The following is a 19,239-nucleotide window of genomic DNA, read 5'->3' on the forward strand; positions in this document are numbered from 1 at the left end:
GGCTGATCAGAGTCTTTGCGGCCGCCGAAGGTCAAGGGTCATCGGGAAATCTTCAGAGGCTTCTTCGTTGCGCAGCACATAGCTGGACGGCGTATGGCCACGCGGCTCGAAGCGAGCGAGCCGCCGCGCCTCCGCTTCGTTGCCATTGACCGGGAAGGTGTCATAGCTGCGCCCGCCGGGATGCGCGACATGGTAGACGCAGCCGCCGACCGCGCGGCCCGACCAGCGATCATAGATGTCGAAGACCAGCGGGGTGTTGACCGGCAGCGCCGGATGCAGGCCCGACGCCGGCTGCCAGGCCTTGAAGCGCACGCCGGCCACCGCGATCTCGCGGTTGTCGGTCACCTTCATCGGCACGACGCGGCCGTTGCAGACGACGGCGTGACGCTCCGGGTTGAGCCCCTCGGTCTTCACCTGCAGCCTTTCGACGGAGGAATCGACAAAGCGTACGGTGCCGCCGATCGCGCCTTGCTCGCCCATCACGTGCCACGGCTCGAGCGCCTGCCTGAGCTCCAGCTTGACGCCGGCATGCTGGACCTCGCCGCAGAACGGGAAGCGGAATTCGAGCTGGGCATCGAACCATTCCGGACGGAATGCAAAGCCGTTCAGCTTGAGGTCGTCCAGCACATCGAGAAAATCCGCCCATACATAATGCGGCAGCATGAAACGGTCGTGCAGCGAAGTGCCCCAGCGCACGAAGCGGCCGTCGAGCGGGTTCTTCCAGGCCCGGGCGATGATGGCGCGCACCAGCAATTGCTGCGCCAGGCTCATGCGCGCGTTGGGCGGCATCTCGAAGCCGCGGAATTCGACCAGCCCGAGCCGGCCGGTCGGCCCGTCCGGCGAAAACAATTTGTCGATGCAGATTTCCGAGCGATGGGTATTGCCCGTCACGTCGGTCAGAAGGTTGCGGAACAGCCGGTCGACCAGCCACGGCAGGGGTGCCGCGCCCTTGTTCGGATGTGGCACCTGCGCCATCGCGATTTCGAGTTCGTAGAGCGTATCGTGGCGCGCCTCGTCGAAGCGCGGCGCCTGGCTGGTAGGGCCGATGAACAGGCCGGAGAAAAGGTAGGACAGCGACGGATGTCGCTGCCATTGCAGCACCAGGCTCTTCAACAGGTCGGGGCGGCGCAGGAACGGACTGTCATTGGGCGTTGCGCCGCCGACGACGACATGGTTGCCGCCGCCGGTGCCGGTGTGGCGGCCGTCGATCATGAACTTGTCGGCGCCAAGCCGCGTCTGCCGCGCCTCTTCGTAGATCGCCGTGGTCGTCGCCACGCAATCCTGCCAATTCGCGGCGGGGTGGATGTTGACCTCGATGACGCCGGGATCGGGTGCGACACGGATGACGTTGAGGCGCGGATCGTGCGGCGGGCCATAGCCCTCGATATGCACAGGCAGTCCGATCGCCCTGGCAGCGTTCTCCGCCGCCGCGACTAGTTCGAGATAGTCCTCCAGCGCTTCAACCGGCGGCATGAAAACGCAAAGCCGTCCGTCGCGCGGCTCGACCGAAAGCGCCGTGCGCACGGCGCCGCCGATCTCGCTGATCTCCTGTTCGACACGGTCCTGCTGGCCGGTGGCGGCCGTGAAGGAAACGGCCTGCTGGCGTCGCGCCATTTCGTCGGCGCCTTCCAGTTCGGCCGCAGCCGGCGAAGAAACAGAACCGGGCAAGATCGCCTCACGCGCCGGCAACGATCCGCGCGGCAGCGATGGATCGACGGGCACGATGTAGGGAAACTGTGCCGGCGGCACATACGGCAGCGTACCAAGCGGCAGGCGGTAGCCGACCGGCGAATCGCCGGGCACCAGGAACAGCCGGCCGCGCCGTGTCTTCCACTTCTCTGAGCGCCAGCGCGGTCCGGACGCCTGGCTGTTCCAGCGCTGGACAGGCAGCACATAGCCCGACGGCTTGGTCAGCCCGCGTTCGAACACCCGCGCCATGCGGCTGCGCTCCTCGGGGTCCTCCAGCTTCGAATTGGAAGGATCGACGTTGTCCGGCAGCTTGCCTTCCTTGAGCAGCCATTCGGCGGGATCCTCATAGGCTTCGCTGACCATCGTCTTGTCGATGCCGAGTTCGTCGGCAATCGCCGTCAGCAGGCTTTCGGCCTGCTTCGGTCCGACATCCGCCTCGCTCCTTTCATGTGCGATCAGCGACGGGTCGCTCCACACCGGCTCGCCGTCGGTGCGCCAGTAGAGCGAGAAGGTCCAGCGCGGCAGGCTTTCGCCGGGATACCATTTGCCCTGTCCGTAATGCAGGAAGCCGCCCGGCGCGAAGCGCTCGCGCAACCGGCGGATCAGGGCATCGGCCTTTTCCCGCTTGGTCGGCCCGACGGCTGCCGTGTTCCACTCGGCCGCCTCGAAATCGTCGATCGAGACAAAGGTCGGCTCGCCGCCCATGGTCAGCCGCACGTCGCCGGCCTGGAGTGCTGCATCGACCTCGACGCCCAGCGCGTCGAGCGCCTGCCAGCTCTCGTCGGAGAACGGCTTGGTGATGCGCGGATGCTCGGCGATGCGGTCGACCCGCATGTCGAAACCGAACTCGACATTGGCGAAGCTCGCCATGCCGGAAATCGGCGCGGCATTGCGGAAATGCGGCGTTGCCGCGAGCGGCACATGGCTTTCGCCGGTGAGCAGGCCGGAGGTCGGGTCGAAGCCGATCCAGCCGGCGCCCGGCAGATACACCTCGCACCAGGCATGGAGGTCAGTGAAATCGGTCGCCGTGCCGGGCGGCCCGTCAAGAGCGACGAGGTCGGGCTTCAGCTGGATCAGATAGCCGGAGACGAAGCGCGCAGCGATGCCGAGGTTCCTCAGTATCTGCACCAGGAGCCAGCTCGAATCCCGGCACGACCCCTTGCCGGCGGCCAGCGTTTCCTCGGGCGAGAAGACGCCGGTTTCCATGCGCACGATATACGCGATCTCGCGCTGCAGCCGCGCATTGAGGTCGACGACAAAATTGACGGTGTTGGTCGGGTGGCGCGCGATGGTTTTCAGGAATGCCTCCAACAGCGGCCCCGCCGGTTCCGGCGTTCGGTAGATGGTCAGATCGTCCCGGATCTCTTCGGGGTATTCGAATGGAAACGTCTCGGCCAACGGTTCGACGAAGAAATCGAACGGATTGTAGACCGTCATGTCGGCAACGAGATCGACCTCGATCTTCAGTTCCGTCACCGGCTCGGGAAAGACGAAGCGGGCCAGGAAATTGCCGTAGGGGTCCTGCTGCAGATTGACGAAGTGATTTGCCGGCCCGACCTTCAGCGAATGGCTGAGCACCTTGGTGCGGGAATGCGGCGCAGGCTGCAACCTTATGACTTGCGGGCCTAATACGACCGGCCGGTCGTATTTGTAATGGGTCAGGTGATAGACGGCTGCCAGAATTGCCATGGTGCCCCTGAAGTCGGCGTTTCAAAAGGAGTTCGCTGAACCCTGACACGAATGCTGACCATTCTCCAAGCAGAGATGTTGCGCTGCACCTAAATCAAGCAGCTTTCATAGCTCACGAAACGGAGCGCCGACCCCGGGATTCCGCAGTGTGGCGGCAACACGTTGCAACGCTGCAGAGCCGAAGTCCGGCGGGTCAGCACCGGGCGCTTCCCGCCGACATTGATGTCAGCAGCACGCGCGATGCTTGGTCGAAAAGAGCTGAAAAGAAAAACCCGCCTCGGTGAGCGGGTCGTCGGTGCGAATTAGTACCACACCCAAATTAGTAGCACAGCTGCCGGCACAAAGCAAGAACAAAATGTGGCGCCGTTGGCGAAAATTGCCGATCTCCCGCCTTGCCGAGGGGAGATGCCAGGCAGTGGCGCCCTGGCAGCGGAGGACACCTGCCAATGCTAAAAGAATGCCTGCAACCCGGTCTGCGCCCGTCCGAGGATCAGCGCATGCACGTCATGCGTGCCCTCATAGGTGTTGACGGTTTCCAGGTTCTGGGCGTGGCGCATGACGTGGTAGCCGATCTGGATGCCATTGCCGCCATGCATGTCGCGGGCCTGGCGGGCGATGTCGAGCGCCTTGCCGCAATTGTTGCGCTTGACGAGCGAGATCATCTCCGGCGCCATCTTGCCTTCATCCATCAGCCGCCCGACGCGCAGGCTGCCCTGCAGGCCGAGCGCGATCTCGGTCTGCATGTCGGCGAGCTTCTTCTGGAAAAGCTGCGTGCCGGCCAGCGGCTTGCCGAACTGCTTGCGGTCGAGGCCATACTGGCGGGCGCGGTGCCAGCAATCTTCCGCCGCGCCCATGGCACCCCAGGAAATTCCGTAGCGCGCCCGGTTGAGGCAGCCGAACGGTCCCTTGAGACCCGAGACATTGGGCAGCAACGCGTCCTCGCCGACCTCGACGCCTTCCATCACCACTTCGCCGGTAATCGAGGCTCGCAGCGACAGCTTGCCGCCGATCTTCGGCGCCGATAGCCCGTTCATGCCCTTTTCCAGGACAAAGCCGCGAATCTGGTTGTCATGCGCGCCCCCACTTTCGTCGGACAACTTTGCCCAGACGACGAACACGTCGGCGATCGGCGCGTTGGAAATCCACATCTTCGAGCCGGAGATCCTGTAGCCGCTCGCGGTCTTTTCGGCCCGCGTTTTCATGCCGCCCGGGTCGGAACCGGCGTCAGGTTCGGTCAGGCCAAAGCAGCCGATCCATTCGCCCGACGCCAGCTTCGGCAGGTATTTCTTGCGCTGTTCTTCCGAGCCATAGGCGTGGATCGGATACATTACCAGCGACGACTGCACGCTCATCATCGAGCGATAGCCCGAGTCGATCCGCTCCACTTCCCGCGCGACCAGCCCGTAGGTGACGTAGTTGGCGCCGAGCCCGCCATATTCCTCGGGGATGGTGATGCCGAGCAGACCGGCCTCGCCCATTTCGCGGAAGATCCCGGCGTCGGTCTTCTCCTCGAGATAGGCTTCCTCGATCTTAGGAGCGAGCTTGTCGGCGGCAAACGCCGCGGCGCCATCGCGCACCATGCGCTCGTCCTCCGAAAGCTGGTCCTCGATCAGGAAAGGATCATCCCAGACGAATGCGTTCTTGTCGGCGGCCATGGCTCTCGGTCTCCCAAACTCATCCATGTCGCCCAAAGCTTGCCGCGGGCCTGACCCGAGGGTGTTCCGCAGCTTGGGATAACGACATGCATCGAAACAGAAATCTTGAAACGCGCGGCTTATCGGCTCCCGTCCTGAAAAAATCAAACGAAATAGCTTCGCCGATCCATGAGCATTGGTGATGGATCATCAATGTCGAGCGCCGCCGTCTGACCTGGCGGCGCAGCCCGGCTCGCGAAATTACTTCCGCTTCAACGCATCGGCCAAAGCGGCGCCGAACGCGCCCTGCTGCACCGGCCGCTCCGGCTGGCGTTGGGGCGCGGGCGCGCGCGGCACCGGCCTGCTGCCATTGTCGCGCGGCTTCGGTGCGCCACCGTCACCATCCTTGCGCATCGACAGACCGATGCGCTTGCGCTTGATATCGACGTCGACGACACGCACCTTGACCACGTCGCCGGCCTTGACCACCTCATGCGCGTCCTTGATGAACCGATCGGCCAGTTGCGAGACGTGCACCAGTCCGTCCTGGTGCACGCCGATATCGACGAAGGCGCCGAAGGCCGCGACATTGGTGACGGTGCCTTCAAGCTGCATGCCGGGCTTCAGATCCTTGATGTCGTCGATGCCGTCGGCAAAGGTCGCGGTCTTGAAGCCGGGGCGCGGATCGCGGCCGGGCTTTTCCAGCTCCGCCAGGATGTCGCGCACCGTCGGCAGGCCGAAGCGCTCATCGACGAAGACGCACGGATCGAGCGCCTTGAGTGCGGCGCTGTCGCCCATCAGCGAGCGGACGTCGCGCCCGCAGGCCGCAACGATCTTCTTGGCCACGCCATAGGCTTCCGGATGCACCGCTGACGCATCGAGCGGTTCGGTGCCGTTTGGAATGCGCAGGAAGCCGGCGCATTGCTCGAACGCGCGGGGTCCAAGGCGGGAGACCTTCAACAGTTCGCGACGGCTGGCGAACGGGCCGGAGGCATCGCGATGCGCAACGATCGCCTCGGCCAGCGATGCGCCGAGACCCGAAACCCGCGCCAGAAGCGGCACTGAGACCGTGTTGAGATCGACGCCGACGGCGTTGACCGCATCCTCGACCACGGCTTCCAGCGAGCGGCCGAGGCGGTACTGATCGACGTCGTGCTGATACTGGCCGACGCCGATCGACTTGGGCTCGATCTTGACCAATTCGGCGAGCGGATCCTGCAGGCGCCGCGCGATGGACACCGCCCCGCGCAGCGACACGTCGAGGCCGGGAAATTCCGCCGCCGCCGTTGCCGAGGCGGAATAGACCGAGGCGCCGGCCTCGCTGACGATCACCTTGAGCGGCTTCGGCCCGGACCCGGCAGGCATGTCAGCCAGCATGTCGGCCACCAGCCTTTCGGTCTCGCGGCTGCCGGTGCCGTTGCCGATCGAGATCAGCTCGACCTTGTGCAGCCGGATGAGCTTGGCCAGTTCGGCCTGCGTGCCGCGCACGTCGTTCTTCGGCGGGAACGGATAGACCGTTGTCGTCGCCAGCAGCTTGCCGGTGCCGTCCACCACCGCCACCTTGACGCCGGTGCGAATGCCCGGATCGAGCCCCATCGTCGGCCGTGAGCCGGCAGGGGCGGCAAGCAGCAAATCCTTGAGATTGCGGGCGAAGACATGGATGGCTCCTTCTTCGGCCCGCTCGCGCAGATCGCGCATCAGATCGAGCGTCAGGTGCAGCGACAGCTTTATGCGCCAGGTCCAGCCGGCGACCTCCATCAGCCAGCGGTCTCCCGGCAACTGGCGGCCGATGGCGTAGGCGTCGGCAATCATCCGCTCAACCGGTTTCACCGGAGAGGCGTCATCGGCATCGACTTCGATGTCGAGCGACAGAACCTCCTCGTTGCGGCCGCGCAACATGGCCAGCGCGCGATGGCTCGGCACGTTGGCCCAGCGCTCGACATGGTCGAAATAGTCGGAAAATTTCGCGCCGGCCTCCTGCTTGCCGTCGACGACGCGCGAGCGCAGAAAGGCGCGTTCCTTCATGTAGGTCCGCAATCTGCCGACCAGGTCGGCATTCTCGGCGAACTGTTCGGACAGGATATCGCGCGCACCCTCGAGCGCCGCCTTGGTATCGACGACGTCTTCGCTGATGTAGGCCAGCGCCAGCTCGGCGGGTACAGCCGTACGGTCGGCGAGAATAGCTTCCGCCAGAGGCCCGAGCCCGCGCTCGCGTGCGATCTCGGCCTTGGTCCGCCGCTTCGGCTTGTAAGGCAGATAGATGTCTTCGAGTTCGGCCTTGGTGCCGGCCGCAGCGATCTTTGCCTCGAGCTCCTCGGTCAGCTTGCCCTGCTCGCGGATCGAACCAAGGATGGTGTCACGGCGCGCGTCGAGTTCGCGCAGATAGGCCAGCCGCTCGGCGAGATCGCGCAGCTGCGTGTCGTCGAGGCCGCCGGTGACCTCCTTGCGGTAGCGCGCCACGAACGGCACGGTCGCGCCGTCGTCGAGCAAGCCGATCGCCGCCGCAGCCTGTTCGGGCCGCGCGGCGATCTCGGCGGCTATGATGGTTGCGATGCGCTTGATGTCGGCTGCCATGTCGTACCTGTCGCTAGTCGAAACGAGCAGCGACCATAGGCGCAGAGCACTGCCGCGCCAACTGCGCCATTTTCAACCCGGCGAGAGGTCCACAGGAAAGGTCGGGGCGTCTGGATGGATCAGACCATCCGGCTCAGCGCCTCGAAGAAAGAAATCATATCCAGATCGAGCGGATCGTCGACCGGTACCGGCTGCGACGACATCTTTGCGATTACCATTTCGGCCTTCGGATTGACGTAAAGCCACTGGCCGTGGATGCCGATGCCGCAGAAGGCGCCGCTTGCCGCGCCCGTCTGGTACCATTTGTTGCGATAGCGGCCACGCTGAAACAGGAACGCCATCGTGCCGCGCCGCCAGGCCTCGGCGTCACCGCCAGTTTCGGTCGTGTCACGCATCCAGGCTTCCGGGACGACGCGGCGGCCATTGGCCACGCCGCCTTGCCGCATCATCTCGCCGACGCGTGCAAGGTCGCGCGGCGTCACCGAAATGCCGCCAGCGGTGCGCGCCGTGCCTTCCATGTCGACTGTCACCGAGGCGTCGCTGACGGCGCCGAGAGGCTCCCATAATTTTTCGCGCATCAGATCGGCGAAACGCCGGCCAGACGCACGTTCGAGCAGGATGCCGAGCAGGTCGGAATTGGGCGAACGGTAGCGGAACGTCCGGCCATGCGGCTCGGCCAGACCCTGCAGCGTCATGAGGAAAGTGGCCAGGCTCTCGATGCCCCCGCCTGGATTCCACAGCATGGCGCGGCGGTAGCGGGCGAAGGCGCTTTCCGGATCGAGATAGGCCTCTTCGAAATCGAGGCTGACACTCATGTCGAGCACGTGCCGCACACGCGCATCGCCATAGGCCGAGTCGGCGGCTTCGGGCAGATAGCGGCTTACCGGTGCCTGCGGATCGAAAATCCCCTCGCCTTCCAATATGCCGGCAACAATGGCGGTCAGCGACTTGCTGATCGAAAAGACGATGTGGCGCGCCCCAAACTCCATATGCCGCGCGAACCAGTCGCCGACGAATTTGCCGCGTTTCATGATCGTCAGCGCGTCGGTATCGGAGCGCGCGAGAAACGCCGCGACAGTCTCCGCGCCGCCTGCAAGAGCGACTTTTTCGCCAAGTAGCCCGCCGAAATCCTGCGCCGGCGCCTCGCTGCTGCCCGGCTGCGCCGCCACGGCAGCGCTCGGCACCAGCTCGCCGACATTCTGGAACGACCACCGGCTGAACGGGCTTTCCCGCCAATTGCCGAGCAGCACCTCCTTGCGGGCAAAGCCATACCTGGTCTCGAACGCGGTCTTGCCGGCCATGGGCGCTTCCTTGCGGGTCTTTGGCGTTCTAGGCGAGCGCCGCGGCGATGGCGTGCACGGCTTTCAGTGTCGCCACCGATAGGCGACGTTAAAAAAATGCGGACAAAACGGACCCGGCGGGCGCCTGCCGCCGGGTCCATCACGATGCGGTCACTTCTGCAGTTCGGTCCAGATCTTGCTGTAGATTGCCTGCACGTCCTCGGAACACAATTTTTGCAGCTCGCCATGCGCCTTGACGTCTTCCGGGATGATGACTTCCGGCGCATCCTTCATATCGGCCGGCATGTACTTGTCGGAACCGGCAATGCCGTTGGCGTAGCGGTGGAAGGCGGATAGGCCGGCGGCGTTTTCCGGATCCATGATGAAGTTCTGGAACAGCTTGGCGTTCTCGACATTCTTGGCTTCCTTCAGGACCATGACATTGTCGCTCCAGAGGCCAAAACCTTCCTTGGGATAGAAATAGTGGATCTTGGGGTTCGCCAGCCGCTGGCGCAGGGCTGAGCCGTTCCAGTCGCTGGTCGCCTTGAAATCTCCGGCGCCCATTTTCTCGATGGTATTGTATTCCATCGCGATCCAGTTCGGCTTGGCAGCAACCAGAGTGTCACGCACCTTCTTCAGCGTTTCCTTATCGCTGGCGCATTGCGCGGCGCCGACATATTTGGTCGCCGCGAACATGACGTCGTTCATTTCCGGCACGACGTTGACCTTGCCCTTCAGTTCGTCGGGCGTGTTGAAGATGATGCCCCAACTGTCCGACGGCCCCTTGTAGACATCGGTGTTCACCACGATGCCCACCGTGCCCCAGGCCCATGGCACGGAATATTTGCGGCCCGGATCGAAATCGGGATTGGCCCATTCCGGCGCCACGTTCTTGAAGTTCTCCATCTTGCCGGGATCGGTCTCCTGAACGAGGCCTTCCTTGATCCAGATCGGCACGAAGGTTTGCGAAGGCACCGCGATGTCGAAGCCGGTGCCGCCCTGGCGAACCTTGGCCAGCGCCGTATCGTTCGAATCGTAATCGGTGATGGTCACCTTGATGTTGTATTTCTGCTCGAACTTCTTGATCACGTCGGGGCTGGTGTAGTTGCCCCAATTGTAGATGTTCAAAACGCCGTCCGCGAAAGCGCCGCTTGTCGAGGCGAGCAGCGCCAACCCGACGGCGGTCGCTGATGTCTTCCAGTTCATGTTTTAGCTCCCATTTTCGATTTTCAGTCCCGTTTCCTGCTGATGAAGAAAAACAACGTCACGATGGCGACCGACAAGAGCAGGAACACGGTCGATATCGCGTTGATCTCCGGCGTTATCCCTCGACGTATCTGGCCAAGCATGTAGGTCGGCAGCGTGTCCTGGCCGCCCGATTTCACGAACTCGGTGATGACGACATCGTCGAGCGAGATTACGAAGGCCAGCATCAATCCGGCCAGGATGCCGGGCCAAAGCAGCGGCAGGGTGATGCGGCGGAACGTCTTCCACGGCGTCGCATAGAGATCGGCGGCGGCCCGTTCCAGCGTCAGGTCCATGTTCTCCAGCCGCGCCCGGATCGGCAGGTAGGCGAACGGAATGCAAAAGGCCGTATGCGCCGCGATTAGGTAGCCGAGTCCGGAATAGCCGGTGAATATCTTGATGCGCGAGAAAAAGATCAGCAGCGCCACGCCGGTGACGATCTCCGGCACCATCAGAGGTTGGTTGATGGCGGCATATTTGAAGGTCAGGCCGGGATAGGGCGGCGTGCGCGTGGTGGCGAGCGCCGCCATGGTGGCGAAGATCGTGGCCAGGATCGCCGCGATGGCGCCGATCTGGAAGGAGCGCACGGTGGCGTCGATGACTTGCGTGTTCTGCCACGCCGACTGGAACCATTTGAGCGAGAAGCCGCCCCATTCCGACGTCGAGGTCGCGGCGTTGAAGGCATAGACGACCAGCACGACGATGGGCAGATAGAGCACGACGAAGCAGGTCGCGGCGATCGCGGTGAATCCCGGCTGATGCTTGATTGCGAAGCTGCTAGCCATGACGCATCTCCGACCGGCCGGTGTTACGCACATAGGCGAGCAGCGCCACCATGACGATGACCATGACGGCGATCGACAGCGCCGAGCCGAGCGGCCAGTTGCGGCCTTGCCCGAACTGCAGCTCGATCAGGTTGGAAAGCATCATGGTCTTACCGCCGCCCAATAGGACCGGTGTGACATAGGCGCCGAGCGCCGGAATGAACACCAGGATGGAGCCGGCGATGACGCCCGGCTTGACCAGCGGGAAAATGATACGCCTGAGCACCTGGAAGCGTGTCGCATAAAGATCGTAGCCGGCTTCGACCAGCCGGAAATCGAGTTTTTCCATGCTGGCGTAGATCGGCAGCACCATCAGCGGCAGATAGACATAGGCCATGCCGATCAGGATCGCCGTATCGGTGAACAATATCTGGATCGGCGCCGAAATGATGCCGAGCTTGAGCAGCACCGTGTTAATCAACCCCTCGTTGCGGATGATCTGCAGCACGGCGAAGGTGCGGATCAGCAAGTTGGTCCAGAACGGTATGGTGATCAGGAACAGCCAGAGATCGCGCGTCTTCTCGCTGCGCGTCGCCATGAAATAGGCAGTAGGAAAACCAAGCGCCAAAGTAGCGATCGTGGTCACGATGGCAAGCTTGATCGAGCGCCAGAAGATAGTGACATGGGCGGCAGCAATGGAAAGCGTGTCGTCGAAGATGTCGCGTTCCATGAACACCGATGTCCAGGCCTCGGGCGAGAATTGCCACTTCACGTCGCCATAAGGGCCGGGCGTCAAAAACGAATAAACCAGCACGATCAGCAAGGGACCGGTTGCTGCAAGGAAGATGATCAGCAGGGCCGGCGCCGACAGCAGCCAGCGGTCGCGGATGTCGCGCCGTTCGGCCGCCTTGGCGACTTCTTCCGCGCTCGTCATCAATCCCTCAGCACTTGCGCGGCGTCGTTGCCGATCGAGACGCCGACCTTGTCGCCCCGCTCGAAACCGCAGCCTGCGCTGCGCGTGTTCTGCTGGCGCACGGTGAAGGCTTCGCCGCTGTCCAGTTGGACATGAATATGCGTGTCGGTGCCGAAATAGACGATGTTTTCGACGGTTCCGGAAAGATCGCCCTTGCCGCCGGTCAGCTTGGCGTGTTCCGGCCTGACCACCAGCGTCGCATTCTCCTTCGGCTGGAAGCCCTCAGCCACCGTCGCGTCGATCGTCGCGCCGGATTTTAGTGTCGCGCGCGCCTTGCCGTTGCCGATGCCGGTGATGGCCGCGGTCAGGAAATTGGTTTCGCCGATGAAGTCAGCGACGAAGCGCTCGGCCGGCTTGTCATAGATGTCCCAGGGCGTGCCGACCTGCAGGATCTTGCCGGCCGACATCACGGCGATGCGGTCGGACATGGTCAGCGCTTCTTCCTGGTCATGGGTGACGAAGATGAAGGTGATGCCGGTCTGGTGCTGCAGCCGTTTCAGTTCGATCTGCATTTCCTTGCGCAGCTTGTAGTCGAGTGCCGACAGCGGCTCGTCGAGCAACAGCACTTTCGGCTGCGGCGCCAGCGCGCGGGCCAGTGCGACGCGCTGCTGCTGGCCGCCGGAGATCTGGCTGGTGCGGCGGCCGCTCAGCGCCTCCATCTTGACCAGCTTCAGCATCTCGGCGACGCGTGCCTTGATTTCGGCTTTCGGCTTGCCCAGCATCTCCAGGCCGAAGCCGATATTCTCGGCCACTGTCATGTGCGGGAACAGCGCATAGGACTGGAAGACGGTGTTGACCGGCCGCTTGAACGGCGGCAGCGGCGCGATGTCGTGGCCGTGCAGCAGGATTTCGCCTTCGCTGGGAAAATCGAAGCCGGCGATCAGCCTGAGCAGCGTCGTCTTTCCGCAGCCCGACGGCCCCAGCAGCGTGAAGAACTCGTTCTCGCGGATCGACACCGAAACCGTGTCGAGAGCGGCGACTTGTGCGTCTCCGGTACCGAACACCTTGCGGACGCTGCGGACCTCGATTGCACTCTTACCCGGTTGATCCGGCACGCATTACCCCATTTTCATGTCCGCTCTTGATGGCGGATCCAGTTCCCATTCGATTGTCAGCATATGCCGGTCGGCTTGGCAACCATGCATCTGGATCTCGGTTCAGAACGCAAGCCCCATGCCATAGTCAGCGCCATCATCAACCCCGGTAAGTGATCTTGCCGCCGCAGATGGTGCTGACCGGACGCACCTTGTGCAAGGAAGCCGGTTCAGTTGCCTCGATATCGGCCGACAGCACCACCAGATCGGCCAGATAGCCTGGTTTCAGCCGGCCCTTACGGTGTTCCATGAATTCGGCATAGGCGCCTTCGACCGTATAGCCCGCAAGCGCTTCCAGCAGCGAGAAGCTCTGGTCGGGATCGCCCTCTGCCCAAGGTTTGCGCAGCACCGCCGCCTGAATGCCCAGGATCGGGTCGACCCGCGACACCGGCCAGTCGGAAGCGAAAACGACATGCGCGCCCGCCTGCTTCAGCGTCCGCCAGGCATAGCTGAGCGGCCATCTTTCGCGGCCGATGCGCGAGAGCGTCGGCTCCAGCGGGAAGTCCATGGCGCCGGGCGGGTGCGGCGGCTGCATCGAGGCGATGACGCCGAGTTCGGCAAAGCGCGGCACGTCGGCGGCAGTGGTGACCTCGATGTGCTCGACCCGGTGCCGGCTGTCGCGCCTGCCGTTCTTCCGCCGCGCCGCCTCGTAACCGTCGAGGACCGCGCGCACAGCGCCGTCGCCTATCGAATGCACGGCGATCTGCAGGCCGCGCCGGTCGGCCTCCACTGCCACCTCGGCGAAATGCTCTGGCGTGAACAGCGGCTCACCGCGCCAGCCCGGCCGGTCGGCATAGTCGTCGACCATGACCGCAGTCCAGCCTTCAAGCACGCCGTCGTAAAACATCTTGACCATGCCGGACGACAGCCATTCCGATCGATAGGAGTTGGCCATGCTCGATGCCTTTTCCAGCTTGTCGAGCGTCATGAAGTTCTTGAAATGAAAAGGTATCTTGGTGCGGCAGAGCAGCCGCCCTTCCTGCTCCAAACCGGCAAGCAGTTCGAGCTGGTAGAGATTGCCGTCCATGTTCTGGATCGAGGTGATGCCGTGGCGGGCGCACCATTCCAGACCGCGATGCATCAGGTCGCGATCGGCCGCGACTTCGGCTGCGGAAGGGTACGGTTCGGGCTCGCCGCCTGTCGCAAGGCCGAGCCGCACGCGGTTCTGCCCGGAAAGCTCGAGGATCGGCCCAAACGCCTCGCCCTCACGCAATTCGCCGGCCGCGAGGCCGTCGGCGCCCATGACGATCTCGTTGCCGGGGCCGAGTTGCTTGCCGTGCAGGATGCCGGCCAGCTTCAGCGCCTTGGTGTTGGCCCACATCGTGTGGTGATCGGAAGCCGACATGGCGAACGGCCGGTCGGCGATGATGCGGTCGAGATGATGGCGGGTGACCGGCTCTTCCTTGGAAAGGATGGTATAGTCGACGCCGGCCCCAAGCAGCAATTTGGCGTTCGGCCGTGCCGCAGCGTAGGCGCGTATCGCGTCGCTCAGCGCATCGAAGCCATGCACGCCCTGAAGGTGCAGATTGTCGAGTTCGGCCGCGCCGCCGAAAAGATGCATGTGCGCTTCGATGAAGCCCGGCACCACCGACCCGCCTTGCGCATCGATGATCTTCGTGGCCGGCCCTTTCAGCGCCTCGATCATCCGGCGATCGCCAACCGCCAGGATGTTGCCGTCCTTTATCGCCACCGCCTCGGCCATCGGATTGCCTTCATCCATGGTCAGCACGCGGGCATTGGTGACGATCAGGTCGGCATTTGAATTCATGATTACCTGCGGTTTCGTTGCGGCCGCGACAGGCTAGACGACCGGCTGCCGGGCCAGCAAGCCATGGCTGGTTGGCCCAGCGCCTTGTGAAGGGCAGTGCAGGACGGTTAGGGTCGCGGCGTCTCACCACGGAACAATTTCATGAAGACTGTTTTTTCGCCTCTCCATGCCGGTCATGCCGGCAATGTCGAACTGATCGCCGGCGCCATCGTGCCGGCTTTCGAGAAGCCCTCGCGCGCCGAGTTCATCAGGGCGCGGGTGGAGAGCGAGAAGCTCGGTCCGATCCTGCCGCCGGAAAGCCACGACCTCGCCGCCGCCAGGAAGGTGCATGCCAGCGACTACATCGATTTCCTGCCGACCGTGTGGCCGCTCTGGGAAGCATCGGGCCGCAGCGGTTCGGCCATTCCCTTCACCTGGCCGACGCGCGGCCTTCGCGGCGACGTGCGCCCGAAAGGCATCGATGCGCTGCTCGGCTTCTACTCCTTCGACGGTGGCGCGACGTTCGTCAAAGGCACATGGGATGCGATCAAGTCGTCCTATGACGTCGCGCTGACCGCCGCCGCGCTGGTCAAGGCCGGTGAGCCTTCCGCCTTCGCGCTGTGCCGCCCGCCAGGGCACCATGCAGGGGCGGCCTTCATGGGCGGCTATTGCTTCATCAACAACGCCGCCGTCGCCGCGCAATGGTTCCGCGACCATGGCGCTGGGCGCGTTTCGATCCTCGACGTCGATTATCACCACGGCAACGGCACCCAGGAGATATTCTATCGCCGCGGTGACGTTCAGGTGCTGAACCTGCATGGCGATCCGATGACCGAATATCCGTTCTTCCTCGGCCATGCCGACGAACGCGGCGAGGGCGACGGCGAAGGCTTCAACGACAATTACCCGATGCCCTTCGGCACCGGCTGGGACGTGTGGAACGCCTCACTCGAGGACGCTTGCACGAGGCTTTCGGCTTATGCTCCTGACGTCGTCGTGGTTTCACTCGGCGTCGACACTTTCGAGAAGGACCCGATCAGCCAGTTCAAGCTGAAGACCCCCGACTATCCCAGGATCGGCCGCCGCATCGCCAGGCTCGGCCTGCCGACGCTGTTCGTCATGGAAGGCGGCTACGCCGTCGAGGAGATCGGCATCAACGCCGTCGGCGTGCTGACCGGCTTCGAAGACCGCTAGAAGTGCCGCCGGTGCCTGCCAATCACATGGCAGCGCTCGGCACGCGGTACCGCCTGCCTGACCGATCGTTCAGCCTGCAGCGGCACGCGCTGACCCGCCCGCTATCCTGTTGTTGGACCATGATGTTTTTCCAGAATGCGTTCGCCCTTTGCGAAATGATGTTCTATTTTTTGAACCCACGGCTTGCGGGGCCGATTGATCGGAAGAACAAACGCATTTGAGCCCGGGAAAGCATTTATGAACGACGACACACCGGAAAGCGAAAGCGCCTCGGCGCTGGCGCCGTTCCGGCACGGCATCTTCCGGGCGGTATGGTCCGCCAGCCTCGTCTCCAATTTCGGCGGCCTCATCCAGGGCGTTGGCGCCGCCTGGATGATGACGACGATCGCCACCTCGTCCTATCAGGTGGCATTGGTCCAGGCCTCGACCACCTTGCCGATCATGCTCTTCGCGCTGCTGGCCGGCGCCATCGCCGACAGCTTCAACCGGCGCAAAATCATGCTGATCGCGCAGATCTTCATGCTCGTCGTCTCGGCTCTTCTGACCGTCTTCACCTATCTCGACCTGATGACGCCGTGGACGCTGCTCGCCTTCACCTTCCTGATCGACAGCGGCACCGCGCTCAACAGCCCGTCCTGGCAGGCTTCGGTCGGCGACATGGTGCCTCGCACCAAGGTGCCGGCGGCCATCGCGCTCAACTCGATGGGTTTCAACCTGACGCGCAGCGTCGGCCCGGCGATCGGTGGTATCATCGTTGCCGCGGCAGGTGCCGCCGCGGCCTTCGCCGTCAACACGCTGAGCTATGTCGGCCTCATCGTCGTGCTGGCCCGCTGGAAGCCGGAACTGCCGGCATCGACCTTGCCGCGCGAGACGCTAGGCGCCGCAATGGGCGCCGGCCTGCGCTACGTCGCCATGTCGCCCAATATCGGCAAGGTGCTGGTCAGGAGCTCGGCTTTCGGCTTCAGCGCCGGCGCGGTCCTGGCATTGCTGCCGCTGGTCGCGCGCGACGTCGTCAAGGGCGATGCCTTGAGCTACGGCATCATGCTCGGCGCCTTCGGCATCGGTGCCGTCGGCGGCGCGCTGATCAGCGTCAGGCTGCGGCAGCGGCTGTCCAGCGAAACCATGGTGCGCATGGCATTCGCCGGCTTCGCCGTCTGCGCCTTCAACGCCGCCGTCAGCAATCATGCCTGGCAGACGTCGCTCGGCCTGCTGCTCGGCGGCGCCTGCTGGGTGACCGCGCTTTCGCATTTCAACGTCACGGTGCAGATGTCGACGCCGCGCTGGGTGGTCGGCCGCGTGCTTTCGGTCTACCAGACCGCGACCTTCGGCGGCATCGCGCTCGGCAGCTGGGTCTGGGGCGTCGTTGCCGACGCGCATGGCGCCGAAGCCGCCCTGATGGCGGCCAGCGTCGCCATGCTGGCGGGAGGCGCCATCGGCCTGCTGCTGCCGCTGCCGCAGCAGGCGGTGCTCAACCTCGACCCGCTCAACCGCTTCCAGGAGCCGCATCTGGCGCTTGATCTCAAGCCGCGCAGCGGTCCCATCGCCATCATGATCGAATATGTCATCCGCAACGAGGACGTACCGGAATTCCTCGCCACCATGGCCGAGCGCGGCCGCATCCGCCGACGTGACGGCGCCCGCAACTGGACCTTGGCGCGCGATCTCGAAAATCCGTCGATATGGATCGAGCACTACCACACGCCGACCTGGGTCGAATATATCCGCCACAATCGGCGCGCCACCTACGCCGACGCCGTCATCGGCGAGCGCATAAGGGCGCTGCACAGCGGCAACGAGCCACCGCGCGTCCGCCGCATGATCGAGCGCCCGACGACAGCAGGCACCGCGCTGGTCATGCCGAAGGGGCCGATCGAGCATTAGTGGCTGGCGGTGCGTCCAGTTGGACGAGCAAAATGAGATTGCGGCGCCTGGCCCAATCCGCGAATGCACGAACAGGATGGCCATTGTGGAGAGACGGTTATATCAGTTGGTGTGACTATGACCACTAAGGGGAGACGATGCGTTACATACGTCCGCTTTCAATTGAAGACGCCGCCGGCCTGTTGGCCGGTTCAGCCGGCACGGCCGCCATCCTCGCCGGAGGCAGCGACCTCTTGGTGCGAATGAAAGGCGGCTTTATCGAACCCGACCTGATCGTCGACATCAAGGCGATCGACGGGCTTGGCGAGATCAGGGAAACAGCCGAGGGCTTCAGCATCGGCGCGGCGGTCCCCTGCGCCGTGCTGGGCGAGAACACGGCCCTGCAGAAGGCATGGCCCGGCGTCGTCGAAGCGGCCAAGCTGATCGGCTCGAAGCAGGTGCAGGGACGCTGCACCATCGTCGGCAATCTGTGCAACGCCTCGCCGGCCGCCGACAGCGTGCCGGCGCTGGTCGCCGCTGGCGCCAAGGCTGTGGTCGTCGGCCCGGGAACCAGGCGCACGATTGCCGTGCAAGCGGTGCCGACTGGGCCGGGCAAGACGTCGCTGGCCAAGGGCGAGATCATCGAGGCAATCCTGCTCGACAGCCGTCTGCCGCGTTCGGGCGATGCCTATCTGCGTTTCATTCCGCGCACGGAGATGGACATAGCGGTGGTAAGCGCCGGCGTGAACTTGACGCTCGATGAGCAAGGTCGCGTCAAATCCGCCCGTCTGGCGTTGGGCGCCGTGGCGCCGACGGTGATTCTGGTCGAGGAGGCCGCCGAGGTTCTCATCGGCTCCAAGCTGGACGAAGCCACGCTGGAGAGGCTCGCCAAGGTCTGCTCGGGTGCCTGCCGCCCGATCGACGACAAGCGCGGCACCATCGAATTCAGACGGAAAGTCGCGGGTGTGCTGGCCAAGCGGGCCGCCACGACCGCCTATGCACGCGCAGGAGGCAAATGATGGCTGGTGTGGCAGTATCAACGACAATCAACGGCGACAATGTCGAGTTCCTTTGCCAGCCGGACGAGACGCTGCTTGATGTCCTGCGCGATCGCCTGGGGCTGACGGGCGCCAAGGAAGGCTGCGGCACCGGCGACTGCGGGGCCTGCAGCATCATCCTCGACGATCGGCTGGTGTGCTCGTGCCTGGTGCTCGGCGCGGAAGCCGAGGGCCGGCACGTCGAAACCATCGAGGGCATGGCGCATGGCGACAGGCTGCATCCGCTGCAGCAGAAATTCCTGGAGCACGCCGCACTTCAATGCGGCGTCTGCACGCCGGGCTTTTTGATAGCGGCGAAGGACCTTTTGGCCAAGAACCCCGATCCGACCGAGGAGGAGATCCGCTTCGGCCTCGCCGGGAACCTCTGCCGCTGCACCGGCTATGACAAGATCGTGCGTGCCGTTCAGGACGCGGCCAGCGTGATGAAGGGAGCATGAC

13 protein-coding genes are annotated in these 19,239 nt (G+C 64.0%); 4 read left to right on the forward strand and 9 right to left on the reverse strand.

Annotated features, from left to right (window positions below; translation table 11 throughout):
- Window positions 1-6: 6 nt before the first annotated feature.
- The 9 genes from NKH90_RS06115 to NKH90_RS06155 all read right to left on the reverse strand — a co-directional run bounded on the left by NKH90_RS06115 (window position 7) and on the right by NKH90_RS06155 (window position 14,710).
- Entirely contained in the window at window positions 7-3,378 is a 3,372-nt protein-coding gene (locus tag NKH90_RS06115; RefSeq protein ID WP_352818082.1) for a transglutaminase family protein, read from the reverse strand.
- A gap of 449 nt (window positions 3,379-3,827) precedes the next feature.
- Entirely contained in the window at window positions 3,828-5,033 is a 1,206-nt protein-coding gene (locus NKH90_RS06120) for an acyl-CoA dehydrogenase (RefSeq protein ID WP_352577767.1), read from the reverse strand.
- A gap of 240 nt (window positions 5,034-5,273) precedes the next feature.
- Window positions 5,274-7,586, reverse strand: a complete 2,313-nt coding sequence (locus tag NKH90_RS06125; RefSeq protein WP_352818085.1) for a Tex family protein — start codon at window positions 7,584-7,586, stop codon at window positions 5,274-5,276.
- 119 nt (window positions 7,587-7,705) lie between these two features.
- On the reverse strand, window positions 7,706-8,887 hold the full coding sequence (locus tag NKH90_RS06130; protein WP_352818088.1) for a serine hydrolase domain-containing protein: 1,182 nt from the start codon (window positions 8,885-8,887) through the stop codon (window positions 7,706-7,708).
- Between the two features lie 150 nt (window positions 8,888-9,037).
- Entirely contained in the window at window positions 9,038-10,072 is a 1,035-nt protein-coding gene (locus NKH90_RS06135; RefSeq protein ID WP_352539328.1) for an ABC transporter substrate-binding protein, read from the reverse strand.
- Between the two features lie 23 nt (window positions 10,073-10,095).
- Window positions 10,096-10,896: an ABC transporter permease gene (locus NKH90_RS06140; protein ID WP_352469567.1), complete on the reverse strand. Its 801-nt coding sequence runs from the start codon at window positions 10,894-10,896 to the stop codon at window positions 10,096-10,098.
- Entirely contained in the window at window positions 10,889-11,809 is a 921-nt protein-coding gene (locus NKH90_RS06145) for an ABC transporter permease (protein WP_352767162.1), read from the reverse strand. The genes NKH90_RS06140 and NKH90_RS06145 overlap by 8 nt, the downstream gene beginning before the upstream one ends.
- Window positions 11,809-12,903: an ABC transporter ATP-binding protein gene (locus NKH90_RS06150; protein WP_352469565.1), complete on the reverse strand. Its 1,095-nt coding sequence runs from the start codon at window positions 12,901-12,903 to the stop codon at window positions 11,809-11,811. Before NKH90_RS06150 ends, NKH90_RS06145 begins: the two co-directional genes overlap by 1 nt.
- Before the next feature lie 139 nt (window positions 12,904-13,042).
- Window positions 13,043-14,710: an amidohydrolase gene (locus tag NKH90_RS06155; RefSeq protein WP_352818092.1), complete on the reverse strand. Its 1,668-nt coding sequence runs from the start codon at window positions 14,708-14,710 to the stop codon at window positions 13,043-13,045.
- A gap of 141 nt (window positions 14,711-14,851) precedes the next feature.
- Here NKH90_RS06155 and NKH90_RS06160 point away from each other — a divergent pair, with 141 nt between their 5' ends.
- The 4 genes from NKH90_RS06160 (at window position 14,852) to NKH90_RS06175 (ending at window position 19,238) form a co-directional block, all read left to right on the forward strand.
- On the forward strand, window positions 14,852-15,883 hold the full coding sequence (locus NKH90_RS06160; protein WP_352621714.1) for a histone deacetylase family protein: 1,032 nt from the start codon (window positions 14,852-14,854) through the stop codon (window positions 15,881-15,883).
- Between the two features lie 237 nt (window positions 15,884-16,120).
- On the forward strand, window positions 16,121-17,764 hold the full coding sequence (locus NKH90_RS06165) for an MFS transporter (protein WP_352818094.1): 1,644 nt from the start codon (window positions 16,121-16,123) through the stop codon (window positions 17,762-17,764).
- A 137-nt stretch (window positions 17,765-17,901) separates the two neighbouring features.
- Window positions 17,902-18,762 carry an FAD binding domain-containing protein gene (locus NKH90_RS06170; protein WP_352539333.1) on the forward strand — a complete coding sequence of 287 codons (861 nt, stop codon included), beginning with the start codon at window positions 17,902-17,904 and terminating at the stop codon, window positions 18,760-18,762.
- Complete coding sequence (locus NKH90_RS06175) at window positions 18,762-19,238, forward strand: (2Fe-2S)-binding protein (RefSeq protein WP_352539334.1); 477 nt, start codon at window positions 18,762-18,764, stop codon at window positions 19,236-19,238. The genes NKH90_RS06170 and NKH90_RS06175 overlap by 1 nt, the downstream gene beginning before the upstream one ends.
- The last annotated feature ends 1 nt before the right edge of the window (window position 19,239 follow it).

The organism is Mesorhizobium sp. M0898 (genome assembly GCF_040319695.1).
Taxonomy (GTDB): domain Bacteria; phylum Pseudomonadota; class Alphaproteobacteria; order Rhizobiales; family Rhizobiaceae; genus Mesorhizobium.